The 22,889-nt window shown below is 46.9% G+C and carries 16 protein-coding genes; 3 read left to right on the plus strand and 13 right to left on the minus strand.

Annotated elements, in window-relative coordinates:
• Positions 1-230: 230 nt before the first annotated feature.
• Complete coding sequence (locus sps_RS26195) at positions 231-1,472, plus strand: alpha/beta fold hydrolase (RefSeq protein ID WP_237157956.1); 1,242 nt, start codon at positions 231-233, stop codon at positions 1,470-1,472.
• Between the two features lie 47 nt (positions 1,473-1,519).
• On the opposite strand, the gene pmbA is transcribed toward sps_RS26195, so the two are convergent.
• On the minus strand, positions 1,520-2,860 hold the full coding sequence (gene pmbA / locus sps_RS26200) for a metalloprotease PmbA (RefSeq protein WP_077755186.1): 1,341 nt from the start codon (positions 2,858-2,860) through the stop codon (positions 1,520-1,522).
• Positions 2,861-3,000: 140 nt separating this feature from the next.
• On the opposite strand from pmbA, the gene yjgA reads away from it, so the two are divergent.
• Positions 3,001-3,540, plus strand: a complete 540-nt coding sequence (gene yjgA / locus sps_RS26205) for a ribosome biogenesis factor YjgA (protein WP_077755187.1) — start codon at positions 3,001-3,003, stop codon at positions 3,538-3,540.
• A 76-nt stretch (positions 3,541-3,616) separates the two neighbouring features.
• On the plus strand, positions 3,617-6,157 hold the full coding sequence (locus sps_RS26210) for an Ig-like domain-containing protein (RefSeq protein ID WP_149027366.1): 2,541 nt from the start codon (positions 3,617-3,619) through the stop codon (positions 6,155-6,157).
• Between the two features lie 365 nt (positions 6,158-6,522).
• Here sps_RS26210 and sps_RS26215 read toward each other — a convergent pair whose 3' ends face one another.
• From sps_RS26215 to sps_RS26270, 12 genes are all read right to left on the minus strand, one after another.
• Positions 6,523-7,671 carry an ABC transporter permease gene (locus tag sps_RS26215; protein WP_077755878.1) on the minus strand — a complete coding sequence of 383 codons (1,149 nt, stop codon included), beginning with the start codon at positions 7,669-7,671 and terminating at the stop codon, positions 6,523-6,525.
• A 14-nt stretch (positions 7,672-7,685) separates the two neighbouring features.
• Positions 7,686-8,885 (minus strand): ABC transporter permease, encoded by a 1,200-nt coding sequence (locus sps_RS26220; RefSeq protein ID WP_077755189.1) that lies wholly within the window; start codon positions 8,883-8,885, stop codon positions 7,686-7,688.
• Positions 8,886-8,897: 12 nt separating this feature from the next.
• On the minus strand, positions 8,898-9,869 hold the full coding sequence (locus sps_RS26225; protein WP_077755190.1) for an HlyD family secretion protein: 972 nt from the start codon (positions 9,867-9,869) through the stop codon (positions 8,898-8,900).
• A complete protein-coding gene (locus sps_RS26230; RefSeq protein WP_077755191.1) occupies positions 9,859-11,274 on the minus strand; it encodes a TolC family protein in 1,416 nt (471 codons plus the stop codon). The genes sps_RS26225 and sps_RS26230 overlap by 11 nt, the downstream gene beginning before the upstream one ends.
• A 132-nt stretch (positions 11,275-11,406) precedes the next feature.
• Positions 11,407-12,858, minus strand: coding sequence for a metalloprotease TldD (tldD, locus tag sps_RS26235; RefSeq protein ID WP_077755192.1), 1,452 nt, complete (start codon positions 12,856-12,858; stop codon positions 11,407-11,409).
• A gap of 51 nt (positions 12,859-12,909) precedes the next feature.
• Entirely contained in the window at positions 12,910-13,758 is an 849-nt protein-coding gene (locus tag sps_RS26240) for a carbon-nitrogen hydrolase family protein (RefSeq protein WP_077755193.1), read from the minus strand.
• Positions 13,682-17,887: a YhdP family protein gene (locus sps_RS26245; protein ID WP_077755194.1), complete on the minus strand. Its 4,206-nt coding sequence runs from the start codon at positions 17,885-17,887 to the stop codon at positions 13,682-13,684. The genes sps_RS26240 and sps_RS26245 overlap by 77 nt, the downstream gene beginning before the upstream one ends.
• Positions 17,887-19,389 (minus strand): ribonuclease G, encoded by a 1,503-nt coding sequence (gene rng, locus sps_RS26250; RefSeq protein ID WP_077755195.1) that lies wholly within the window; start codon positions 19,387-19,389, stop codon positions 17,887-17,889. The genes sps_RS26245 and rng overlap by 1 nt, the downstream gene beginning before the upstream one ends.
• A gap of 121 nt (positions 19,390-19,510) precedes the next feature.
• On the minus strand, positions 19,511-20,107 hold the full coding sequence (locus sps_RS26255) for a Maf family protein (protein WP_077755196.1): 597 nt from the start codon (positions 20,105-20,107) through the stop codon (positions 19,511-19,513).
• A gap of 2 nt (positions 20,108-20,109) precedes the next feature.
• Positions 20,110-20,598 carry a rod shape-determining protein MreD gene (gene mreD, locus sps_RS26260; RefSeq protein WP_077755197.1) on the minus strand — a complete coding sequence of 163 codons (489 nt, stop codon included), beginning with the start codon at positions 20,596-20,598 and terminating at the stop codon, positions 20,110-20,112.
• Entirely contained in the window at positions 20,595-21,491 is an 897-nt protein-coding gene (mreC, locus tag sps_RS26265; RefSeq protein WP_077755198.1) for a rod shape-determining protein MreC, read from the minus strand. Before mreC ends, mreD begins: the two co-directional genes overlap by 4 nt.
• Before the next feature lie 130 nt (positions 21,492-21,621).
• Positions 21,622-22,671 (minus strand): rod shape-determining protein, encoded by a 1,050-nt coding sequence (locus sps_RS26270; protein WP_077755199.1) that lies wholly within the window; start codon positions 22,669-22,671, stop codon positions 21,622-21,624.
• Positions 22,672-22,889: the final 218 nt, after the last annotated feature.

The following is a 22,889-nucleotide window of genomic DNA, read 5'->3' on the forward strand; positions in this document are numbered from 1 at the left end:
TCGACATACAACATCGGGTTCGCAATACCTGGAACACTCAGTAAAAAATAATATATATGCCAAAACGAATATATGTACAGATGGTATATCTGTTTATCCATATATTCAATGATTAAGTTATGCTAAAAAAATCAGGGCTCTGGTAATTTTGAAATAAGAAACTAACTTGTTAGTTTGGCTTCATTTTTGTGGTTATACTCAGCATTAAGTTATCAAGGAGAACGTGACTCATGGATTTTTACCGCCTTATCGCATTGGCTTTCGCCATGATATTTCTGTCAGCTTGTAGCCAATTTCGTCATTTAGCTAAAGATGTAGAAACATTGAATCTTAAGTACGTTCAATATGAAGTTCAGGTCAGTAATCGTACCGAGACAGATACCTTAATTTTAGTCCTCCTCGAAGACATCAATGCCGAGAAAATTGATGGCCTCGATGTCATGCTCGGCGATAATGACATCACGCTACAAGCCACCTCCTCGAGTCGATACTTGTTTGTGTTTATCGATAAAAATAGCGATCTAAGATTTCAAAACAATGAAGAGTATGAGCTTGTCAGCCTCAGCCAGGCAGACTCAAACAATCGTCTCAGCGTTAGCCTCAATGCCAACGAAAAAGATTACCCACCAAATTTAGTCGACAAGCCACTGAAAAAGATCACTAACCTTAAAATCTCACAAGCTAAGTTTGACTTGGTAACCTCACTAAGCGATAGCCAGTTTGATAGAGAAAGCGCCAAGTTAGGCATGTGGCAACCTGTAACCCACCTACAAGAGGGAAAATCGGGACTCTTCTTTCTGCAATCTTATGATGCTCATAAGATCCCAGTTATCTTAGTTCACGGCATGGCCGGGACAGCCAGGGATTTTGAGCCGTTAATTGCTGGAATTAATCAGGAGAAATATCAAATATGGGTGTTTAACTACCCATCAGGGCTCCCCCTGCTCATGGTGGCTAAAGGGCTAGATAATCTGGTCAACATTCTTAAAGCCAAGTATCAATTTGAACAGGCTCACTTAGTTGCGCATAGCATGGGAGGCTTAGTATCAAAAGCTTATCTTAATATCTGTACTAAGGCTGGAAGTTGCAACGAAATAATCAGTTTCACCTCGATATCCAGTCCCTTTGGTGGTGTCAGCTCAGCTCAAAGCGGTGTCGATTACGCCCCAGTCGTTATGCCATCATGGCGGGATCTTGCCCCCAGCAGTGAATTTATGGAGGATTTGTTTACCAGTACAGAGGCTATGCCTCCACATCTACTAAATTTTGGTTTTAAGATCAGCGGACTTATTAATCAAAAGAGTAGCGATGGAGTGATTAGCCTATCGAGCCAATTAAACCAGCAGGCTCAGCAAAGCTCGGACATGATAAGGGGCTATGATGAAAACCATGTGGGCATCTTGAACAATAAGCAACTACATAAAAGTATTGCTGAGTTTTGGAGAGAAACTGAAGGGAGGAAAGAACCCTAGTTCCTAGTTCCTAGCTGCTAGAGCTAGGGACTAGGACTGTCAAAGGCCTAATTACCCGCTATTTTCATATCGCTAAGTAACATGCCACCGGTACGGATCGAAGATCTTAAATCGCGATCTTTACTGACGGCAACGATATTCTGATACATATCTTTGAGGTTACCCGCTATGGTTATCTCTTCTACTGGATAAAGAATCACACCGTTTTCGACATAGAAACCTGCCGCACCGCGAGAATAGTCTCCAGTCACGGCATTAACTCCTTGGCCCATGACCTCAGTCACGATAAGGCCCGTGCCCATCTCCTTCACTAGTTCATCGAAGGTTTGTCCTGTGTGAGCGAGTGTCCAGTTGTATATACCACCCGCATGCCCGGTATTCTTCAGGCCCAATTTACGTGCCGAATAACTGGTTAGCAGATAGGTGGAGAGCACCCCATCCTGAATAATCGTGCGTTCTTGGGTAGCAACACCTTCACTGTCATAGTTAGCACTCGCTAAGCCGCCGAGCATATGTGGCTGCTCTTCGATGCTAAACCAATCAGGAAATATCTTGGTATCGATAGAGTCCAGTAAGAAACTCGACTTACGGTATAGGCTACCACCGCTGATAGCGCCCACTAGATGACCCATGAGTCCGGTAGCAATCTCAGGAGCTAACAATACTGGCAGCTCAGTGGTAGCAATTTTACGACCACCAAGACGGCCTAAAGTCTTCTCCGATGCCTTGCGTCCCACCTCTTCAGGTGAAAGTAGGTCATTTAATTTTCGCGAGACAGTGTAATCATAATCACGCTGCATATTGCCATCAGTCTCGCCGATAACCACACAACTTAGACTGTAACGCGAGCTGGAATAGCCATTTAAAAACCCATGGCTATTACCGTAAACTTTTATACCTGTGTGGGCATTTGCGCTGGCACCATCAGAATTTGTAATCCGGCTATCGACATCCAGTGCAGCTTCTTCTGAACGCGCAGCTAACTCAATTAACTCTGCCGGAGTGACTTCCTGAGGATGATACAAGCCTAAATCAGGAAAATCTTTTGCCATGAACTCAGCTTCGGCTAGCCCATTGTAAGGATCAGATGAGGTAAATTTTGCAATACCATCGGCAGCCTTGACCGCTTCTTTTATCGCTTCGGGGCTCAAGTCTGAGGTCGATGAGCTGCCTTTACAACCATCACGAAACAATGTGATACCTAACGCGCCATCTTTATTAAACTCAACCGTTTCAACCTCTTTCATTCGAGTCGATACGGATAGTCCTTGTTGTTTACTGATAGCAACTTCTGCACCAGATGTACCGAGTTGCTTGGCATACTCGAGTGCCATAGATACAGCGTCTTTTAATGAATCCAATTCGATGTCAATGCTAGGTGTCGTCACAAATCTGCTCTTTTGTTATCAGGGATCTTGATAGCATAACAAACCCAATACCCAAGTACATTAAATAACTTGCCTCGCTGATAGGCGATTTTCTAATGAAATGTTATTATTACCTTAGTTTAGGAGAGAGATTTTTATATATGAAAGTAGTCGGTGATTCAGAACACTTTAAACAGCCCTTCGACCATGATGAAGATTATGTCAGTAGAGCTGAAACCAAACGTGAAATTGCAGTATATCAAGAGCTAGGAAAGAAACTTGTTGCCCTGAGCAAAACCCAGATCAACAGATTAGAACTTGATGAACAGTTATATGACAACGTATTAAAGACTAAGACCATAAAAATAAATACTGAGGCTTATCGTCGTCAGTTACAATTTATTGGCAAGTTAATGCGTTATGTAGACATCGAAGAGTTGCAACTCAAGATAAAAAATATGATGAACCAAAACAGCAACGAAAGCGCTAAGCTGAATGTCGCTGAAAAATTAAAAGATCAACTTCTTAGCGAAGGAGATAGTGCTGTTCAGGTCCTCATCGAAAAGTATCCGGACTTGGAAAGACAGAAGCTGCGCCAGCTAATACGTCAGTCTAAAAAAGAACTCACGAAAAAGCCCGATGATGCATCTAAGTCAGTAATTGAGTTAGTTAAATATATACGAAGCGAACTTGCTGAATAACCTAGTGTAAAAATATCAGCAAAGATATATTCGCCCAATAAATTTTCGACTATTTAGTTTCACAAGGATGTTGCTTATGCGACTGATAAAACCTGCTGCGCTATTCAACCTACTTGCCCTCTTGTTTATCGGGGGTTGTAATGGCCCATCCGATGACAGTGGCGATAACAGTGGAAACACTGGAGAGTTCGCTCTCTCCCTGAGTTATAAAACCGTTGTCGACGGCCAATGCGCCGAAACAACCAGTGACTTGAGTTTTGCCAGTAATGCCAGTATCTGTGCAGTGGCAAAGCTGACCCAAGGTGGTAGAAATAGCAGCGGCGGCTTAATCAGTTACAGTGCCACTTTAGGCACTTTGACTCCAGCGACTAAATTGACAGATTCCAGTGGCATAGCGCAAGTTATACTCAGTAATCCTGATGTAGCCTTAGGTGCAGGAACCTTAACGGCTCAATTCGATTCGGAAGCAGCCGAAAACAATATCATTTCTGCTAACAGAAACTACGAATTTACCAGCAGTACTACGACTCCAGGCGAAGAAACGCCTAAGATCAGCGCCAGCATCATCAGTGGAGCGGCGATTGTCACTCAATTCAAGGTAGATGAGACTGTACAACTACAGGCACAGTTCTTAGATCCATCGAGCCAAGGCATAGCCAATCAACTTGTCACCTTTACTGCTGGCAGCGTAAGCTTAGCCCCAAGTACTGCACTGACTAACGCCGCAGGCATCGCTCAAGTAAATTACACCCCAAACACCAGTGACCTTGGTGCAGCTAGCCTGAATGTTGCCCTAGATTACCAAGAGCAAAATTACCAGACTAACAGTTTATATGAAGTGCTATCAGCCGATGCTATCGGTGGTGAGGGCACACTTAAGCTAGGTCATTTCGATGGTAATAATCAGTTCGTTGAAGGCAATTTATCAACGACTCTCACTCCTGTTGATGGTAAATACATCATCAGTGCCGGTGGTAGCTTCGGCATTACGGCAACATTGATCAGCCAAGCAGATGACGGCACTATCACCCGGGTACAGACTCCCTCTTCAATCAGCTTCAGCTCTGATTGTGTCACCAGTAATAATGCCAGCCTAGATACGCCAGTTACCACACTTTCAGGCAGTGCCGGCTCTACTTTCCAGGACACCAGCTGTAGCGGCAACAGTGAACGAGACGATCAGGTAATTGCCTCTACACTCGTTGGGAATCAAACACTAACGGCCACTCTTTCCTTCACCTTGGCCCGTCAAACGCTCGCTAGCCTTAGCTTCGTCTCGGCAGAACCGACTAGCATTCGCATCAAGGGGGCAGGCGGCACTGGTAGCACCGAGTCTTCACTGGTCTCATTTAAGGTTGCAGGTTCAAACGGACAAGCTAGCGCACAACAAACTGTTAGCTTTTCACTGGATACGCTTGTGGGCGGCTTGAGCTTCTCCAACGGACTCGCCACGGCAGAAAGCATCACTAACTCTGAAGGTGTAGTCAGCGTTCGAGTGCAATCCGGTACAGTGCCTACACCTGTACGTGTGGTCGCCTCGGCAACCGATGCAGACACAGGTGAGACAATTACCAGTCAATCTGAGCAATTAACCGTAAATACAGGTCTACCTCAGCAACTTGGCTTCAGCTTATCGACTTCTATCTTTAATCCAGAAGCAGAGGATTTCGATGGTGAAAAAGCCACAATCACGGCCTACGCATCAGACAGTTTCGGTAACCCGGCTCCTGATGACACCACAATCAACTTTACCAGTGAAGGTGGACAGATAGTCTCTAACTGCTTAACCGTCGATGGTAGCTGTAGCGTCGAATGGACATCGGCTAACGCTAGAGTACCGAATCATAGGATCACAGTTCTCGCCTATGCACTCGGCCATGAGACCTTCTTCGACACTAACGGCAATAATATCTTCGATGATGCTGACGGTGGACCTGTAAATGCTTGTCTGGACTCGAGTAACAGCTCAATAGCGTGTTCCGGTAATGGCATGGGTCGTGAAGCTTATATGCCTAATGGTTTTAGCGATCTAGGTGACGCCTATCGCGATGATAATGAAAACTTCGCCTATGATGAAGGAGAGAAGTTCTTCAACACCAGCGCCAGCACTAGTTACCAGACGGCCGATGGAAAGTTTAATGGTCCGCAGTGCGAGGGTAGTCTCTGTGGCACAGAGCAGGCTAATAAAACCTATATCCGTAAAGCTTTGATTATGACCATGTCCGGCTCTCAGGCAAGCTTTACCATCTGGCAAGATGGCAATCTTATTTCTGATGATTCAGATAGAGAAACAGATGCTACTGTGCCTTTAGCGGATATCGCGCCGGGTCAATCTTCTCAGTTTACAGTTCAATTCTATGACAGTGCCTATCAGATCATGCCAGCAGATTCACAGGTAGCGGTTACAGCCACTTCAGGACAACTTAGTTTCAATGCTTTCAATGTAGCCAATACCACTCGTGAGGGCGGGACGACCACAAGCTTCCTCATTACCAATGACATAGATCCGGCCAGTGTTGGTGAAGCCTCTAAGACGAGTAACATCAATATCGATATCACGACACCTAAGCAGATAATATCCAGCCAAGGTTTAAGTATTACACTTACTGGTACTTAAAGCCTTAACAGCTACGAACAAAACAAAGCCCATGTAAAACTTTTACATGGGCTTTGTTTTGTTTTCAGGCTATGCGAACTAGCTCCTCTCATCAACTGCTGATTTGAGCCTTCTCGTGACCCCATACCAAGCCAGCATAAAGAACACAGCGAACAAGCCCCCAAAGTTGTAGCCATTTAGGCATGACACTAGACCTTTAGGCATCGACCATCTGATTAAGAACTAGTTCGTCTCATCAACTGCTGATTCTAGCCTTCTCGTGACCCCATACCAAGCCAGCATAAAGAACATTGCGAACAAGGCCCAAAGTTGTAGCCATTTAGGCATGACACTAGACCTTTAGGCATCGACCATCTGATTAAGAACTAGTTCGTCTCATCAACTGCTGATTCTAGCCTTCTCGTGACCCCATACCAAGCCAGCATAAAGAACATTGCGAACAAGGCCCAAAGTTGTAGCCATTTAGGCATGACACTAGACCAAGACGCCCCCATCTGATTAAGCTCTAGCATCCCCATGATAGCAGGCACGGCCGGAACCACTTGAGACAGCCAAATCAGAGGCTCAGGAATAAGTGCCAATGGCCAGACAAAACCAGAGACAAACATGATGGGCATGGAAACCAATAACAAGACTTGGGTCGGTAGGTCACGGCGGACAAACAAGCAGCTCAAGGCAATCCCGGCTGCGCTGGTCGCCAAGAGAAACGGTAACATCCACAGGGTCACCAGACTAAGACTTGCCTGTACACTGACCTGATACCAGTAAAAACAGAATCCCACATAAAAACTACTGAAAAACAGGTAGATCAGCATGAATGCCGAGATACGGCCACAGACGAGCTGCAGAGGCGAGATCTCTCGCCAATAACCCTTTCTACGCCATTGGCCTGCACCTAGTATTCCGGTGCCAATCAGTAAGGTCTGATGCAAGATCAACAAGAAGAGTCCAGGCACCACATAGGGGGTATAACCTAGGCTAGGGTTAAACGCTGGCACACTGTTAATCTTCACCGAATTGAGGCTTAAATCTGCTTGTTTAGGTGCCTCACCCTTAGCCAACATGCCAAGGAGTTGTACTTGCTTACCCGCATCCATTCCTGCTGTCACCAGACCTTCGGCGACCGCTGAATAGATAAGAAAATAGCTGGCATCACCACCGTAGCTTAAGGTGACGCCCTTGCCCAATAGGAGATCTCGCCTGAAGCCTTCGGGAATAACCAGCAGGCCATGGGCGCGGCCTGATTCAATCCAGCTTTGTGCCTGACTGATACTGGTCACCTGGCCGATGACACTTATTTTCGCACTGGCATCCGCATGACGGATCAAACGCCGACTCAATGAGGAGTGATCGAGATCTACCACCACCAACTGCTGCTCAGTCGGCACCTGATGCAGGTAAGGCAGTGGGTATAACACCGAATAAAACAGCACACCACCAAACAGGGTCACGGCGATGGCTTTATCTGCCACTATAGCCTTAAGCTCTGCTGATACCAGTTGCCAAAAGCTCATCACCTTATTACTCATCACAGATCCGCCCCAGAGTTTTTTGACATCAGTTCTGGATCTAGCATCTGCTGATTCGACTCAGTATTCATGCTCTTTTCAATGCGGCGAGACAATAGAAATAGCACAGGAATTATGCATAGAAAGCCCCAATAGCTAGTAAGTTGTTGGGCGATAGTTTCCCAACCCACTCCATAGCTGACAATGCTGACATGCGAGTCCACATAATGACTGGACGGCATAATTAAACGCCACCACTGGGCGAGTATAGGCATCTCATGAACGGGGAACGTTATCCCCATAAATGCAAAAGCAGGCGCGAATAATGCGGTACCGAAACTTACCATACGGGCACTATCTCTCATGATAAAAAAGACCAGTAATACCATTAACCAGACCGCCAATAGCATCACAAATTGTGCCAAGATCAATAAGGCTAAGCTTCCCGCCACCGGTAGGGCTAAATACTGGTATAACAAGGCCAGAATAAAACCACCATGTAACAATAAAATAGGCGTAAACACGGCTATCTTGGCCCATATTCTTGGCCAGATGCCACTATCTGCAGCGTAGCTACCTTCGGGGTTTAACTCTCGGCTCAAGCTGTTGGAGAAGATTAACATGGCCAGTAACTGCCATAGGGCCACTAACACAGGTGGCACTAGGAAACCTACATAGTTATTATTACGATTAAACAGTGCCGTGGTCTGGCTAGTCACAGGGCTCAAATGTAACGCTACCTGGGACTTAGGCACGCCTTGAAGCAGTTGCTTAACACCTGCGACCTCTAAAAGCCCCGAGCCTAATGTGAGTTGGATCTGGCTGGATAAGAGTTTACCCACCAGCAAAAACTGACTGTTATAGCGCACGTCTATGACTGGGCTATGGCCCGTCATCAGCTCCCGTTGCAGCCCGTATGGTAGTAACACGACTCCATATACTTCGGACTGTTTCATGGCTGTCACGGCCGAAGGTAAGTCGACAAAGTTCTGTGGAGCAACGACGGGATTGGCCTGCAACTTACGGGTTAGCATACGGCTCAATTGACTATGATCCGAATCGACGACAGCCACAGGTAGCTGTCTCGGTAAGCCCGCACTGAACAGCCACCACAAACAGATTATGCTCAAGACAGGAATATAGCTAACTAGGGCAAGCTGCCATGGCGAATTCCATAGTGCATGGAGCTCACGGCGAATAAGGGCAACTAAACTGTTCATGATAATCTCGGTTTAGCGAGTTAAGATCGCCGACATGCCGACCCGTAAATCTTTAATGTCTGAATTAGGGCGCAGTTCCACCTCGAAGGTACGCATGTCGAAATCATGGCCACTCTCAGTCGAACGCCAGGTAGCAAAGTCACCCATCACGCTGATATGGGCCACTGTGAATTCGACCTCACGATCGAGAGCCGGCAGAGTCAGCATCAACTTCTGTCCTTTAGAGAACTGCTTAAGTTGATCTTCTCTAACTTGAAACACTGCCCAGGCATCTTGCATATCTATCAAGCTGACCACAGGAAAGCCGCTAGGTGCAAGTTCACCAGGTTGCAGTAACACTTCGCTGATTTCACCAGACTTAGGCGCGCGCATCTGGCTATCGGCTAAGATAGCATTGACCTCATGGACAGCACCTTCGGCCATGCGAGCATTACCTGCCGCGGCTGCCTTGGTCTCTACCCTCGCCCCTTCCTGAGCCATCTGATACATGGCTAAAGCCGCCTGCTCCGTGTATTTAGCCGCCTGATACTGAGTAAAGGCTTCATCACGTTTCTGTCTGGCCAGAACCCCTTCGACAAACAGGTTCTCTACCCGATTGTAAGTGGTCTTAGCTAATGTGGCTCCCGCCTTAGCTTTCTGCCACTGCTCACGAGAGGCCATCACCTGCTGTTTACGGGCGCCGCTATCGGCTTCTAACTGCATCGCCTGAGCCGCATCTCTGCCACCTTCGGCCTGCATCAACTTAGCGTTAAGCTCGGGGCTGTCGATGGCAAACAATAAATCGCCAACCTCGACCACATCACCACGTCTCACTAACACTTGCTCCACACGCCCTGGAACCTTTGAGGAAATATTATATTCTCTCGCTTCTATTTGTCCCTGCAGATAGACTGCTTTCGGGGTGTAGGCCAGTTTAAGTCCATAGCCTAATGCACCCACTAAACCTATCAGGGCCACAACTGCGATTATACGATTAGCCTGCATTCTTACTCTCCTGCATCGCGCTAGTCTCAATACTGCTGCGACCTAAAAATTCATCCAGTTGACCGCTCACCGCCATCAAGCGGGCATAAGCCTGAACATAACGATACTTGGCTCCCAGTTGCTGCATCTCTACACCTGTGAGCTTAAGCTCTGCATCTACTTTCTCGATGGAAGTGGATAATCCCTGACGAAAGGCTAGATCCCGCAGACGCTTATTTTCTGTAGCCAGACTCAGAGACAAATCAAGAGACTCTACCTCCTCTTGAGCCTGTAGCAGTTGACGGTAACTTTGATCGAGCAGCAGACTAAGATCTTGCTGAGTCTGCGCCTTGGTATAACGAGCCTGCAATAACGCACTCTTTGCCGCCTCGACTTTGCCGCTACGTCCATCTCTGCTCAGCAGGGGAACCTTGACGCCCACGCCTAACATCCAGTCCGGCTCCATCTTGGAAAACAAACTGTCGTCTTCATACAGTGTGTAGTTACCGTAGAGAAAAACCGTCGGTAGATACTGGCCTTTCTCAACATCCACCAAGCCCTGTGCCTGAGCTTCTTTTGCCTCGAGCAGCTTTAAAGCCGGATGCTGTGCCAGAGTAAGTTGACTTAATCGGGGGAGTGATGGGACATTATTTAACATAAACAACTGAGAGCTTGGATTCACCTTTCGCTCATGTAGCATACGCGACAAGGCGATCTCTGCCATTTCGGCCTGACGCCTGGCGCTGGCAAAATTGACCTTAGCATTCTCTAATGCCACCTGAGCATTTAACCGCTCAACTTTCGCTATCTGACCTTGCTCTTCCAGTTTGACCGCATGTTCTGCGTGCTCTTCAAGAGAGGCAACAAGCTCACCTCGAGTCCTAGCCATAGCTTGGCTCACCGACACACCGTAATAACGATCCACCAGCTGAATGAAGAGGTCTCGTGTGGTCAGCTGAAGTTGCTGCTCTTTCTCAGCGACCTGAGCCGCATGAATTCCTTGGGCTGCGGTGATCTTGCCACCGGTATAGATGGGCCACATAGCCTGAAGGCTGGAACGAAAGATATCTTGCTCGGTGAAGGGAGTGATAAACATGGAGCCAGGGATCGCGGCCAAAGCGCCACCGAGTGCAGGAGGAAGCGAAGCTGGATCCATAGATGCCAAAGGATTAAGATCCCTTAGATCCATCTCAATAGGCTTCTCTAGCCTAGTATAGCTACCATTGAGGCTGATAGAGGGAAGATTGAGATCTTTCCCTGCTTCATGCTTAGCCTCGGCACGTCGTACTTCCTGTGCGCTGGCCTGTAACTTATCGCTGACAGTAAGTAGCTGTTTCCAGGCTTGTTCGAAGCCTAGATTTGATGCCTGTACAGTAAAAGAGCCCAATGCCAAAAACGACGCTAAGGCTAGCTTTGAAAACTTCATCCCCTTTCCCCTGCACCTTAACGTGCACAACCTAGAGTTTTTACTCTAATTCCTTGGTCAATCTTAGCATTCATTGAAGTTAAATAAAAGTTGCCAGGTACTATGCTCCGAACCTGGACTCTAAGACCAATTTTATGCGGTGCCGCCAACGGTTAATTTATCTATCTTGAGTGTTGGCTGACCAACGCCTACTGGAACACTCTGGCCATCCTTACCACAGACGCCGACACCTTGGTCTAGTGCCAGGTCGTTACCCACCATTGAAATATGACCCATGGCTTCCGGACCATTACCAATTAGCGTGGCGCCTTTAATCGCTTGAGTCACTTCGCCGTTTTCAATTAAATAGGCTTCTGAAGCCGAGAATACAAACTTACCGGAAGTAATATCCACCTGACCACCACCGAAATTAGGCGCGTAGATGCCATTTTTCACTGACTTGATCATTTCACTCGGAACCGACTCGCCTGCTTCCATATAAGTGTTAGTCATTCTCGGCATAGGCAAGTGTGCATAAGATTCACGACGCCCGTTACCCGTGGACTGCTCGCCCATAAGGCGTGCATTTAATTTATCTTGCATATAACCTTTCAAGATCCCATCTTGTATCAGCACAGTCTTCTGAGTCTGCACACCTTCATCATCGATACTCAAAGATCCACGCCTGTTTACCATGGTTCCATCGTCGACCACAGTAACCAGTTTAGAAGCGACCTGTTGGCCAACCTTACCGCTGAATGCACTACTGCCCTTACGATTGAAGTCACCTTCTAACCCATGGCCAACCGCTTCATGCAGTAATACACCAGGCCAACCAGGGCCTAATATCACAGGCATTTCGCCAGCGGGTGCATCTATAGCTGTCAAATTAACAGAGGCTTGTCTTACCGCTTCACGAGCGAAATCGAAACAAACCGGTAGACCCGCACCATCAGTCTCCATCAAGACCTGATAATCGTGACGTCCACCGCCACCACTGGCACCGCGTTCACGTTTGCCATTATCTTCTAAGATCACGCTGCAATTGAAACGAACCAGTGGACGAATATCAGCAGCTAAAGTGCCGTCACTCGCCACAATAAGTACCTCTTCGTGTACACCCGACAGACTGATCACAACCTGAATAATACGGCTATCTAGACTACGAATATAAGCATCGGCTTGCTTAAGCAGCTCGATCTTCTTAGCTTCTTCCATCGCCGCAATAGGATCGGCACTCTGGTACAGGGCCTTCATCTCTCTGCGCTTCCAGGCTTGCACCGAAGCACTCTCCTCACCATGAGCAGCAATACCACGAGCCGCCTCAGCCGATGCAGTTAGTGCTTCAGGCGTGATCTCATCGGCATAAGCAAATCCGGTTTTCTCACCTGTGATGGCACGAACACCAACGCCTCTCTCGATATGAAAGCTGCCCTCTTTCACTATGCCATCTTCTAATACCCAAGACTCATGACGACTACCCTGAAAATAGAGATCAGAAAAGTCGACATCATGTTGATGGATTAGCTTGAGGTAACCCTGCAGGTCATCCAACGAAAGTCCATCTTGTAAAAGGCTCTGCTCAACTTGGGTTAAAAATGGCATTAATTACTCTCTCTTTGTACGTAATTTTTATAAGACATTGGCATAGGATTTCTATGGATTAGCATCTTTGTGTTGTAACTTTGGCTCAGTAAATCGGTTATTACTGGCTACTGGCATTTTTTGCCTGATCTTTATCATTTCATCTCTGTCCAGCTTCGACTGGACCCAACCACAACCTGTCATCTTCTGGGCGTTAATTCGCCCCCACGGGTCGACCACCATACTCTGACCCCAGGTTTCCCTGCCTCCCTGATTATGCTGACCCCATTGAGCCGCCGCGAGAATGAAACACTGATTCTCTATCGCTCTGGCCTGGATCAAGGCTTGCCAATGGGCTTCCCCCGTCACCTTAGTGAAAGCTGCAGGTAGGGCTATCAACTCGGCTCCGGCTAATCTCATGGCTCTAAATAGATCAGGGAAACGCAGATCGTAACATATCGCTAACCCTAACTTACCAAAGGGAGTGTCGATTACACTAATTTTATCTCCGGCGCAGAAAGTATCGCTCTCACGATACTCCTTAGTCCCATCGGAAACATCGACATCGAACAAGTGTATTTTATCGTATTCACCCAAGACCTGGCCTTGGTTATCAAACAAATAAGTACGGTTATAGACACGGCCATTGCCAGCGGAAACAGGAATGCTTCCCGCCACAAGAAAGATATCATAACGGCACGCCAGTTCGGCAAGAGCCGTTTTAAAAGGGTTCGATTGGCTATCGCCAGCATACTCGAGTTGTTGACTTTCGTGGCCGCCAAACAGCAGGCAACACTCTGGCAGCACCACAAGTTGCTCTTCGCCTACCACTCTGGGGAGCTGACTAAGCTGCGACTCTATAAACTCCAGATTCTTGGATACGTCTTGACTGCTCTGGCACTGAAGTAGGTTGATCTGCATCTACTGGCTCCTTATCTATACGCTCACTTTCTTTAAAGATAGGCATCTCTATTACATTTGTTGCCGGTATTTCGACACCTGACTCTAGCTCTTTCGGCTCTAACTCCCCTCTCTTCTGAGGCTCTTCATTTTGCTGAGATTTTCCACCTGGCTGAAGCCCTCCATTTAGCTGAGGCTCCTTAACTCTAGGTAGCACAGATTCAGGGATCTCTATCTCTTTACTCTTACGGCCCAGCTCTTCCAGCTTAGGCTCAGCCATAGTACCTGTTAGCTGAAAACGTATCTCAGTAATCACTTCTATCACAGGCTCTAATACCTTAGTCAGTGCAAATGCACCTAAGCCGAATGTCCAACCGCCAGTGGTCAAGAGCACGACCGTAGGCACACTCGAGGCTAATTGAGGCACGAATCGAATATCATAATTCAGGCTTTCCGTCATCAAGTCTGTATAACCTCTAACCTTCATATTGCCCGCTACTGCGTCCATCTCAGTATCATGGGTTTTAACCACACCATTATCGAGATTCAATGTGCCGGTGAAGGAATTAAAATATAGGCCTTTGCCAAAAACATCAGAAAAATCCAGCGACAGCTTCCTCAGTAATGAATCCAGACTAAACAGGGAGAAAATTCTGGCACCTTTATCGCTGACTTCAGAGAGATGTCCCTTACCTAACTCGAAATTCACTAGGCCATTGAGGCTCTCTACTGAGAACTGATAGGGTGCACCTTGCCATGATATTTCAGCATTAACTTCCACCGGCGCATCTTTTAAACCAGGATCCATGCCGACAATCGCCGATATCGCATCAAATTTTGTCGCGGTTAATTTTACATCGAATTGAGTTAAGTTTTCGTCATTATCATTCTGCCAAACACCTTTCCCCCTCAACTTAACCTCAGGTGTGGTCAAGGACAAGGTCTGAATTTGATAGCTGCTTCCCTTAGGAGAACCCTGTAAAACCAGATGTCCGAGAGGGCTACCATAGAAAGAAAAATCATCCACATCCACGGCTAATGGCGGCAAGTTGTCCAACACGGTATCAGTTTTAAAGTCAGCATCTTCCGGAGCCTTAACCTTAGGTGCCAGATGGAACTTAGTCGCGACCAACTTAAGTCCTTGGGTCGCCCAGTCCGGATAGAAGTCTACTCTGCCATCAAATTCATTGGAGTTAGCTTCGAAACGCCAACTGTCAGGGGTCTGAAAAGCCGTCATTTTCAAATCTGATAATGTTTGTCCCATCAAGTTAAAGTCTGCGATGTCTGCATCTATGCTTATCAGTGGCGGGAAAAACGATTCCTTTGTACTCGGCTGTTCTGACGTAGCCGATAGACGTTCAGCCTGTACTTCTGAGCTAGCCTCGGTGCTGCTTAAGTCTGGCGCATCAATAATTTTAGTCACATCACTCACCTTAGTCCCAGCAGTAAATTTATTCATGATGGGTAGCCAAGGGGCTAATTCGGTATGTGTTATGTCTAACTGCAGATGGCCCTGATTTTTTTTCAGTTGATCTCCGGGCTTAAACAAGCGCCCCAAGAGTAGATCATAATGCGCGAGTTGATTGCCCGATTCTTGATCAAATCCCCCCCAAAACTCCATCTGCTTACCTAGTTTAATACCTAGAGACGATTGCTTATTATCGCCAATCAGCTCGGCCGTCAGCTTTCTTGGTTCATCTTTTTCTTTGGTAAATGGTGCAGGTAAATCTAACTCAGCACCGATTAGATCGGTCTCGACCTGAGCCTGTATTCGATAGCCTGATGGGTCGAAAACTAAGGTCATAGCCCCCTTCCAGTTAACGTCACCGGAATAGAAATCTTGCAATGGATTGTCCAAGGCTTCAGGTAAATCGGCAAGTGACCATGCCCCTTTCATATCCAAATTAAGACCGTAGTTTCTGCCTACATTGCCCGTATCAAACGTTAAGGAGATAGGCTGTTGGTACAATAAGGCGGAGATATCATCCCCTTTAACGATTTCATTGGCAAAACTAACCTGTCCGGTCACTTCGTCGAGTAATACACCCGGTTCGCTAATATAAACGGGCGTCTTATCGAAAGTGATTAAACCTCGAATATCTTCTTTGACAAACTCACCGGCTTCTCCTTCATAGAGAGGAATGGCGAGATCCAATGATGCCGACACATCACCATTAATTTGTACTACGGCTAAGGTTGACCCCACAGAATCCACTAAAGGCGATTCCTGTATGACTTGGGTCGCGGCTTTACCCGAGGTTTTCAAATCAGCCTTAACCTTGAGGAGTGACCTTGCTCCTAACTGAGGAATACTCACCTTAGCGCCATCGACAACGACATCTAATAGATCACCTTGTTTGATGGTGAGTGCCATTGCTTCGTTTTCAAACTGCGCCATCAAATCCAGAGCTGTCACTGCCGGCCAATCCGGCTGAAACTTAAATTCAGCCTCTTCGAGAGTGAAACTTGCCTGGAAGACTCCGGAATGGTCAAGGTATGGATAATCACTCAAGGCGCCATTCCAAGCCACGACACCATCTTGAATATGACCTGCCACTAACCCCGTCTCCAGATAGTCGATCAGACCTTGGCTCATCCCGTTCAGTGGCAAGTAATTGCCCACATCGGCGACATCGTTTACCTTCATCTTTGACAGCAGAGCCAGATGTACTTGATCTCCAAGCTCTAATCTCATTGAGGCGTCTATTGCTATGTCCTTATTACTCAGCTTCAACTGAGGAACAAGTATCGCCTGAGCGGCGAGATCATACTTAGCTTCAAAAGCTTCCCCTGACAGCGACAAGGGCTGTTTAAACCCGCCACCAAAATCAAATAAATAATCTTGTTTCGGCGCCGATACATAGAGCGATTCATTCCCCCAACCGAGCTGAAAATCTATGGGTGCACTTCCCGGAATCCCGTCATCTTGTAGCCAAGTCAACTGGTCTACGGATAAGGAGAGTTGGAGAGATTTGTCCTTCAGCTTAGACAGCTTGATGGACTCGATTGCGCCTTGAGGGTCTAGTTTCTGCCAATTTTTCAGTCCGGCTAACTCCATTCCCGGTACTAGAGGTAACAGAGGTAGTAGTGAACCGGTATCGAGTCTATTGAGATAGGTGAATAATCCCTGCTTTCGCTTCTCGGCAACGAAATTAAAGTCAGGCCAAGCTTGTTGATTAGACTCGAAAGCGAGATCACGACTAGTGAAACGCCAGCCTGTTTGTGTCGGTAGCCACTCAAACTGGCCCCCCTTGATCTCGAAACGCTGTGGCTGGTCATTGAGCTCCCATTCGAGCCAACTTGGAGAAAATTCTACGATACTGGACTCGACCGTGCGGTTTCCTAAACTCATCCAAGCCTGAAGGTTGATGACCCCCTCCAACTCCAGCTTAGCCTTATCATCATAAGGACTAGTCTGTCTGGAAGCCCACTCCCCCAAATCTAAAGACTGTGCGGCTAAATAGACTTGTCCCTTGAGTTCATCAGGCTTATTGCCGCTGCCACGAATATCGATTTGCAGTGACAATAGTTCCACCTGTGACGCATCTTCGTCGAGATAGAGTTTTCCTTGACCTCTATGGCGATTTGGAGAGTTAGACCACTTAAGATCTTTCACAAATATGGGGCGGTAATCGTGCTTCTTACTCATAAGCTGCAAGCTAGCCTGTTTAATCGAAAAGCGTTCCAACTGTTCGAATAAGAGCTGATATAGCCAATCGGTATCCGTCTCTTTCACACTCTTGGTATCGCTGCTTTCATTGAGCTTATCTAAGTCGAGGGCGACATGGACGCCATCGAAGATCACATTCTCAATTTGTGGTGAGGTCGTGAACAAACTTTCCCAGAAATCGAATTTAATATGGACATCGTTGACAACTAAGGTAAATGGCAGGTTGTCTTGGGGAGGGATAACAAGTTTACTTACCGTTAATGCAGGCCCAAAAGCCTGCCACTCGGCGCTCAGCTGGCCAACATTGACCTGTATCTGGTACTGTTGCTCAACATATTTTACTAGCTCACTTCTGACTTCGTCGAGCTGAGGTAAGAGTCCACGAAATAGGCTCACCACCAGTGCAAATAACACTAGAATGATAGCTAAAACTTGCCAGCAGAACCGGCTGAACTTTCGGGGACAAAATTTACGCGACACTACATTATTACCACATCGAACTTATTCTGAGCATACATAGGCTCATTTTGAAATTTCACTCGTTTACCTATGTAAACGCCGAGTTCGGCGACCTGATGGCTCTCTTCACCCGTCAAACTGTTATAAACCCCAGGCGAGCAATACACTAAAAACTCATCTGCGTCATAGCTACGGTTCAGTCTGATGATCTCTCTGAAGATCTCATAAGACACTGTCTCAACTGTTTTCAGGCTACCAGTGCCTAAACATACTGGGCATTCTCCACATAAGACATGCTCTAAACTCTCCCGAGTACGCTTACGAGTCATCTCCACTAAGCCTAAACCGGAGAAGCCACTAATATTAGTTTTAACCCTATCCGTAGATAGTGCCAGTTCCAGGCTATTAAGCACACGCTTTTGATGCTCAGCATCTAGCATATCAATAAAATCTATGATGATTATGCCACCAAGATTACGCAGCCTTAACTGACGTGCTATGGCTTGAGTCGCTTCGAGGTTGGTATTGAAGATGGTATCTTCGAGATTCCGATGACCGACAAAAGCACCGGTATTTATATCCACCGTGGTCATGGCCTCGGTCTGATCTATGATCAAGTAGCCGCCAGACTTGAGTTCAACTTTGCGCCCTAGCGCTCGCTGTACCTCATTTTCAACATCATAGAGATCAAAAATAGGTACAGGGCCTGAATAATGCTCAATCTTGTCGGCAATCTCAGGCATGAATTCTTGGGTAAATACCTGTAACTCATCGAAAGTCTGGCTGGCATCCACCTGAATTTGATCTAACTCAGTACCGACAAAATCACGCACGATGCGCACAGGAAGAGCCAGATCTTGATACAGCAAAGAGACACCTGAACGTTTACGTCGCTCGCTGACCTTGGCCCACACTCGACGAAGAAACGCAGCATCCTGGACTAGCTCTTGCTCACCGGCGCTCTCGGCAGCGGTGCGAATGATAAAGCCACCATCTTCATCGACGAAGGGCTGAGTTAATCCTTTCAAGCGAGCACGAACCTCCTCAGACTCGATACGCTGAGATACCCCAACATGACTCGAACCCGGCATAAACACCAGATAACGAGAGGGTAAGGTGATATCTGTCGTTAAGCGGGCACCTTTGGTACCTAATGGATCTTTCACCACCTGCACCATAATATCTTGCCCTTGCCTTACCAGCTGAGCAATATCACGTACCACAAAGTTACCCTTCTCAACATCGGCAACACACTCGGTGTGGGGCACGATGTCAGAAGCATGTAAGAAGGCCGCCTTGTCCAAGCCTATATCCACAAATGCCGCTTGCATACCAGGCAGAACACGACTCACCTTGCCCTTGTAAATATTGCCCACTAGCCCGCGTTTCATCCGCCTCTCTATATGGACTTCCTGCAACACACCATGCTCAACCAAGGCGACTCTGGCTTCCGTGGGAGTCACATTGATCAATAGTTCAGAACCAATCTTTTTCTGTACTCTGTTTTTGACTATGCGACTCATATTTACACTCACTTTTATTAGGATTCTAAGTTACGAGTTACGAGTTTCGAATTACGAGCTATAACCAAGCCGTATACTCGCCACTTTCTTAGCAGTTTCTTTAGCTAGTTGCTGCCGTTAACTAAATTATGTTCATCTCTTGCAGCAGCGCTCGGGTCTCAACCATAGGCAAACCCACTACAGCCGAATAACTGCCTTCTATACGTTCAACAAAACTGCCGCCTAGTGCCTGGATACCATAAGCACCAGCTTTATCCATGGGTTCGCCAGTGGCGATATAGGCTAAAATATCCTGCTCAGTTAACTGGCAAAACTGTACCTTGGTCTCAACCAGACTGGTCACTGTCTTATTGCCATCAGTTAAAGCAACTGCCGTCATTACACTATGAATCTCCCCCGATAACTGGGATAGCATTTTCAAAGCATCGGCTTCATCGGCAGGCTTACCTAAAATTGTATCGCCTAATACCACTATGGTATCTGACCCAAGCACAACAGCAGTCCCCTTGACTTGACACAAGTCCAGCCCGGCCAAAGCCTTTTCTATAGCCAGGCGAGACACGAATACTTGAGGTGTCTCTCCAAATATATGACTCTCATCTATATCCGCCGACAGCGTTATAAAACTAAAGTCAGCACGTGAAAAACCTAACTGAGTCAGTATTTCTTTTCTACGCGGGGAGGCCGAAGCCAGTACCAGTTGACCGGAAAAGTCCATTCCTATCTCACCTTATATAAACGTCGTAAACGACGTAACATCCAAAACACCCAGGGCCAAATAATCAAACTGGAAAAAGCAGGTAAAAACAAGCTCTCATCGAATGAGACAGTCGACACCACAAACTGGATCCAAAACACCACTAGATGATGCAGGCAGACTAAACTTGCGATCATTAAAGCCTGTTGCCACATGGGGAAATTACGTAAGCGCTGAAAATGAAGCACAACCACATAAACCACCAATGACATTGAGAGCGCACGAATGCCTAAGTGAGCACCCAGTAAGATGTCTAACATCACACCCAGTACCCAGGCAGATAAGATGTTGTACCTATGAGGTAACGCCATGGCCCAATAGATAATAACCAGTAACAACCAGTCGGGACGCCACGCCTCGACGATATCCGGCAAGGGCATGATCTGTAACAGCATGGCACCAAGTAGGCTTAACCAAACAACCCAACGGCCATTAGCAATATGCATGCTCATTCACTCACCTCTTGCTTGGCTTCAGGCATCACATCACTGGGTTTGGGTACAGGAGTGTTATTATGATCTTGGCTGTGCTCTAGCTCATCGGGCCAAATTAACAACAAGTATCGGATCCGGTCTAATGCAGCCAAAGGCTGAGCCGTGACGGTAGCATAACTCTGTCCATCATCTTTGATCACGCTCATCACCCGAGCCACTGGGTAGCCTTCGGGAAAACGATTACCTAGGCCGGAGGACACTAAGAGATCGCCGACACGAATATCAGTGCTCTTAGAAACAAATTTAAGTTCCAGCTCATCGAGAACACCCGTACCATAAACGACCAAACGCACATCGTTACGTGTTACACGAACAGGTATACCGTGAGTGACATCGGAAATAAGCAAGACTCGACTGGTTAACTCGCTGACTTGTACTACTTGGCCTACAACACCTTGTGCATCCACCACAGGTTGGCCAACAAACACGCCGGTTCTTTCCCCTTGGTTCAGCACAACATATTGATGATAAGGATCGCTGGCAACTTCCATCACTTCGGCCACCACTTTCTTGGCATCCATATGCACCGGAGACCCCAGCAAGCCACGCAGGCGATCATTTTCCTGCCTTAGCTGTTCAAAACGCTGTAGGCGCTCGCTCATCAGCAACTGCTGACGTAGTAGCTCTTTGTTCTGTTTAGCTAGCATGTTTCGAGTCGCAAGACTCTCGGCAGACCAATCGAGTAGAGCACCGGGAATATTAGCGACGTATTGAAGTGGGCTTAGAACGGAAGAGATTGATTTACGAACAGGATCGAGCCGGCCATTGGCCACGATGAGGATCACCGACAAGATAATAGCCAGTGTTAATCTAAACTGGTTTGAAATACCACGTGCAAAAATGGGCTTCATAAAAAACTATAAATGGTTTCGAAATACTCATTAGTATTTCAGGGATCATAAAAAGTATCAGGTATTTACAACCTGTGACGACAATGAGGAACAGAAAAAAGGCGGTTTAGCACCGCCTTGTCATATCTAATTAGGTTTCTTCGGAGAAGAGATCGCCGCCATGCATATCGATCATCTCTAACGCCTTACCACCACCTCGAGCAACACATGTTAATGGATCATCGGCAACCATCACAGGAATACCCGTCTCTTGCATGAGTAAACGATCCAGATCGCGAATTAATGCGCCACCACCCGTTAACACCATGCCACGCTCGGAGATGTCTGAGGCTAATTCCGGTGGAGATTGCTCTAGTGCAACCATCACAGCACTGACAATGCCAGACAATGGCTCTTGCAATGCTTCTAAAATCTCGTTGCTATTCAGGGTAAAACTACGTGGTACACCTTCGGCTAAATTACGACCACGTACTTCTATCTCTAAAACTTCATCGCCTGGATATGCGGTACCAATCGTGTGCTTAATACGTTCGGCAGTTGCTTCACCAATCAAGCTACCATAGTTACGACGTACGTAGTTGATGATTGCATCATCAAACTTGTCACCACCAATACGAACTGATGATGAATACACCACACCATTGAGTGAGATGATTGCAACTTCGGTAGTACCACCACCGATATCGACAACCATAGAACCCGTTGCTTCAGAGACTGGAAGACCTGCACCTATCGCAGCCGCCATAGGCTCTTCGATCAAGTACACTTCACGAGCGCCGGCGCCCATCGCTGACTCACGAATCGCACGACGTTCCACCTGAGTCGCGCCAACAGGCACACAAACCAAGACTCTAGGGCTTGGACGGAACACACTGTTGTTGTGCACTTGCTTGATAAAATGCTGTAGCATCTTCTCAGTCACGTAGAAATCGGCAATTACGCCGTCTTTCATTGGACGTATAGCCTGAATATTGCCCGGTGTACGACCCAACATCTGCTTAGCTTCTGTACCCACAGCCGCCACGGACTTCTGTCCGCTATTCCCTCGCTCGCCACGAATAGCCACAACTGAAGGTTCGTTAAGTACGATACCCTCATCGCGAACGTAAATTAAGGTGTTAGCCGTACCCAAATCGATCGAAAGATCGTTAGAAAAAATGCCACGCAGCTTCTTGAACATGTAACCAGCCTGTCTCAGTCGAGTCCGAAAAATAAAAAATCAGCTAACTCTAACAACGACACCCCTATGACACAAGGGCGATGAGGTTAACATTTGCTAATGAAGCGATTTATTTTTAAATATCATAGAAAAAGCAGAAAGAAGCGGGAACTTTTCCCTGAGAGGATGGGCAACCCATTCGAATGTCACAGTGATAACTTTTGAATGCACCAAGAGTT

Origin of the sequence: Shewanella psychrophila, assembly GCF_002005305.1 — a bacterium.
Classification (GTDB): domain Bacteria; phylum Pseudomonadota; class Gammaproteobacteria; order Enterobacterales; family Shewanellaceae; genus Shewanella; species Shewanella psychrophila.

Bases quoted from the DNA above. Each gene is read 5' to 3' on its own strand.
- sps_RS26220 (WP_077755189.1), bottom strand. From the start codon at position 8,885: ATGAACAGTTTAGTTGCCCTTATTCGCCGTGAGCTCCATGCACTATGG.
- sps_RS26255 (WP_077755196.1), bottom strand. From the start codon at position 20,107: ATGGACTTTTCCGGTCAACTGGTACTGGCTTCGGCCTCCCCGCGTAGA.
- rng (WP_077755195.1), bottom strand. From the start codon at position 19,389: ATGAGTCGCATAGTCAAAAACAGAGTACAGAAAAAGATTGGTTCTGAA.
- mreC (WP_077755198.1), bottom strand. From the start codon at position 21,491: ATGAAGCCCATTTTTGCACGTGGTATTTCAAACCAGTTTAGATTAACA.
- mreD (WP_077755197.1), bottom strand. From the start codon at position 20,598: ATGAGCATGCATATTGCTAATGGCCGTTGGGTTGTTTGGTTAAGCCTA.
- sps_RS26215 (WP_077755878.1), bottom strand. From the start codon at position 7,671: ATGAGCTTTTGGCAACTGGTATCAGCAGAGCTTAAGGCTATAGTGGCA.
- sps_RS26210 (WP_149027366.1), top strand. From the start codon at position 3,617: ATGCGACTGATAAAACCTGCTGCGCTATTCAACCTACTTGCCCTCTTG.
- sps_RS26225 (WP_077755190.1), bottom strand. From the start codon at position 9,869: ATGCAGGCTAATCGTATAATCGCAGTTGTGGCCCTGATAGGTTTAGTG.
- sps_RS26240 (WP_077755193.1), bottom strand. From the start codon at position 13,758: ATGCAGATCAACCTACTTCAGTGCCAGAGCAGTCAAGACGTATCCAAG.
- sps_RS26270 (WP_077755199.1), bottom strand. From the start codon at position 22,671: ATGTTCAAGAAGCTGCGTGGCATTTTTTCTAACGATCTTTCGATCGAT.
- sps_RS26195 (WP_237157956.1), top strand. From the start codon at position 231: ATGGATTTTTACCGCCTTATCGCATTGGCTTTCGCCATGATATTTCTG.
- sps_RS26230 (WP_077755191.1), bottom strand. From the start codon at position 11,274: ATGAAGTTTTCAAAGCTAGCCTTAGCGTCGTTTTTGGCATTGGGCTCT.
- yjgA (WP_077755187.1), top strand. From the start codon at position 3,001: ATGAAAGTAGTCGGTGATTCAGAACACTTTAAACAGCCCTTCGACCAT.
- tldD (WP_077755192.1), bottom strand. From the start codon at position 12,858: ATGCCATTTTTAACCCAAGTTGAGCAGAGCCTTTTACAAGATGGACTT.